General features: G+C 61.7%; 2 pseudogenes. Both read left to right on the forward strand.

Features of this window, described 5'->3' with window-relative positions:
* Window positions 1-197, forward strand: a pseudogene (locus tag AWU74_RS12225) (Holliday junction branch migration protein RuvA); the annotation flags it as partial.
* Window positions 198-465 (forward strand): annotated as a pseudogene (locus AWU74_RS08225) (hypothetical protein); the annotation flags it as partial.

Here is a 465-nt window from a genome sequence, read left to right on the forward strand (position 1 = left end):
CTGTCGGAAATCCGGCGGCAACGCCGTGGCAGAATGTAGTGTCCGCGCTCGTGAATATGGGGCACGACAGACGCGACTGCGAAAACGCCGTCGCGCGGCTTGCCGAGACGCTGAACAGTGACGCCGAATTCTCCGCACTTAACCGCACGGCTCAGGAGGATTTTCTGTTCCGGCGCACGCTCAGGGAACTGGCATAAATGAGCAAGAAAACGCCGATTCAAAGCGAAAATGCAGACATATACGCGGGCGCAAAGCCCCGCCCGCCGAAATCCGCGCCGACGTTTGGCGAAGACGCGGACGCAAGCCCTGTCGACGGAATTGTGCGGGCGCAGGTTCCGCAGGACGACGACGCGCATGACGACAACCTGCGCCCCCGCCTTATCCGCGACTTTATCGGGCAGGAGGAAATCAAGGAAAACCTCTTCGTGTTTATCGAAGCGGCGCGGGCGCGGGGCGAGGCGCTCG

It is taken from the genome of Treponema endosymbiont of Eucomonympha sp. (assembly GCF_001028545.1).